Annotated in this window: 3 protein-coding genes; 1 reads left to right on the top strand and 2 read right to left on the bottom strand. The window is 59.4% G+C overall.

Features of this window, described 5'->3' with window-relative positions; all coding sequences use genetic code 11:
- Positions 1-1,048: glycoside hydrolase family 15 protein (locus QZ964_RS13415; protein WP_292532163.1), on the bottom strand; the 1,048-nt coding region annotated here is incomplete at its 3' end.
- A 65-nt stretch (positions 1,049-1,113) separates the two neighbouring features.
- Positions 1,114-1,779 carry a hypothetical protein gene (locus tag QZ964_RS13410; RefSeq protein WP_292532162.1) on the bottom strand — a complete coding sequence of 222 codons (666 nt, stop codon included), beginning with the start codon at positions 1,777-1,779 and terminating at the stop codon, positions 1,114-1,116.
- Positions 1,780-2,011: 232 nt separating this feature from the next.
- Here QZ964_RS13410 and QZ964_RS13405 point away from each other — a divergent pair.
- A partial coding sequence (locus tag QZ964_RS13405) for a glycoside hydrolase family 3 N-terminal domain-containing protein (RefSeq protein ID WP_292532161.1) occupies positions 2,012-2,579 on the top strand: 568 nt, incomplete at its 3' end.

Below are 2,579 nucleotides of genomic sequence, written 5' to 3'. Positions count from 1 at the left end.
GCCCCCAATCGGCGGCGCGATCCTGATTGATCTTGTATTCCGACGTGAAGAGGCTCTCGAGTCGAAGAAGCGTCGAGAGCACCTTGGGGTCGAGCACGCCATGCCGGTCGCCGGAACGCGCGGCATGAATCACGCCGAGTACGACGGCGATGTCGAGACGGCGCGCGTCAGGAATTGTCGAGGGCTGGACGAGATCGGGAAGAAAAGCGCGATAAAAGCTCGCATCCTTATCCAAATGCGCGTCAAGGCATCGCGAAATGTCATCTGCGGCGGCTCTGAAGGCGCGCGGCCTGGCGGCGTCTCCCTTCTGTTCAAGCCATTCCGCGCCCTCAATGAGCGCCGCAAGCTGAACCAGACGCGTATAATAATGATGGCCGCGAATTTCCTCCCAGAGATCGAAACAGGCGTCGCGCCAATGATTGAAGGTATAGTCGAGGTCCGCTTCGAGAAGTTGTTCGACGATGCCTAAATCCGCTCGCTGACGAAACGCTTCCAGACGCCACGCCCGCAGCGCCGTCAACGCGCGCAGCGCCGGGCCGTCATTCTGGGGACGCGCCCACGCTAATATGTCGAGCGTTCCGTTGGGATTGTAACGTACTTCGCCAAGCACGCGGTCGCCGGTCACCTGACGAAGTTCCTCTTTCGAACGAACATGACGCAGGAAATCGGCGCTCACATTTCGGCGAAAATCGCCTCTATCCGCCACGACGCGGCCATCCAGCCGACAAAGGTCGAGGCTGAATTGCATGAAGTCGGAAATATGATCGAGCGCGTCCGGGCCGAGCGTTCTGTCCTCATAGAGAACGCGTAACGCGTCGATGACGATCGCCGAATCTCGCAGCCAGTGGAAAAAATAATCTGGATCGGGATCGTAAGCCGCGATTTCGGGAGAGGCGAGAACCGAGCCACGCGCAGGACGGATTTGTTGGCCAAGATGCGCACGATTCTTGACGAGTTGCGTTGCGGAAAGCGTACGAAGCATCGCCTTCGCCGAGAAGGCGCATTGTTGGGTCATCCAGTCAAGGAGACCATCGGCGCTCGAACTCATGCCACGCCACTCCGAGAAGAGATCGCTCTACTGCGACCTTTGATTGGTTCACGCCGTCTCCGCTATCAGATAGGTGGAGCAAGCCGCTGACCAGACATATCCAGCTTGAGGCTCACGACACGCCGGAAAAAGTCGCCCATCGTAGAAATGTCACTGATCGAGATCAATGCCGAATTCGGCAGTTCCTTTTGGAAATTGGCGATAAATGTCCGCCTCGCTTCTGGCGCCAGCGTTTCGAGAGCGGCGTCGATGATCACCCATCGCGGCTTGTGAAGAAAGAGCCTTGCGAAGGCGAGCGCCTGTTGCTCGGGCGCGGTCAGCTCATGATCCCAGCGCGCCACCACGTCGAGAGAGGGAACAAGCTGCGTCAAACCTAGCTGCTCAAGCGCCGAAATGAACTCCTGATTCGAATATTTCGACGATGGATCGGGGTAGCCGAGCGCCAGAGCGCCAGCGATGATGCCGTAGACGCCCAGCTGCCGCCCGACCCCAGAAAGGTCCTTGCGGTTGATCGCGTCGTAAAACGGCTGATTCCACGCGTTTAGTTCGATCTGCGCATAGGCTGTCGCGCCGACGACGACCGCCAATCCGAGAGCCAGCCAGACAATTGCGTTTCGCTGAGGCGAGACAAGCAGCACATGCGCCATCGCACGGAGCTGTGAAAAGAGTCCTGGCTCCATGATCGTCGCGTGGCCGCTTTTCTGTTTCTCTCGCTCTTTTGGTCCATTCATTGCCAGCGCCCTCGTGGAAATCAATAACTCGCCGAGTCACGAAGTGTGTTTGACCAAACATGCGCGGCGGCGGCGCTGGCGACAACAATAAATTCGACCGCACCGGATAGAACGGTCGGTTGCCGCTGGAATGCGACGCTTGGCCGCGTTTGGTTCGCAGCGTCAAAAATCGGGTATACTTTTTATGTTGAGTCATTCGCTCCGAATGAGAGAGTGCTGCGATTGGGTCTCGATGGATAGAATCGAAGCGCTTCTTGCGCGAATGACCCTCGATGAAAAGGTCGGCCAGCTCAATCTGGTGACGGCGGGGCAGACCGTGACTGGACCTCAAGGCTCCGGTGACGTGACGGCGAGCATCCGCGCGGGAAACGTCGGCGGAGTGTTCAATGTCTGGGGTCGCGCGGCGATCGCTGAAATGCAGAAATGCGCGGTCGAGGAAACGCGACTTGGCGTTCCGCTTTTTTTCGCTCTCGACGTGCTTCATGGGCACAAGACGATTTTTCCCATTCCGCTCGCCGAGGCCTGCGCCTTCGACCCGTCTCTGTGGGAGAGAACGGCGCGCGCGGCGGCGCGGGAGGCCTCGGGCGACGGGATTGATCTTACCTTCGCGCCCATGCTCGACGTGACGCGAGACCCCCGTTGGGGACGGATTGCCGAAGGCCCTGGCGAAGATCCCTTCGTCGCGACGAAATTCGCGGAAGCGAAAGTCCGGGGCTTTCAGGGCGCCGATCTCGGGAACGCCATGGCGATAGCCGCCACTGCCAAACACTTCTGCGGCGGTGGGGCGGCCACGGCCGGCC

Origin of the sequence: Methylocystis sp., assembly GCF_021731785.1 — a bacterium.
Lineage (GTDB): Bacteria > Pseudomonadota > Alphaproteobacteria > Rhizobiales > Beijerinckiaceae > Methylocystis.
This window is presented reverse-complemented; position numbering and strand designations above follow the sequence as displayed.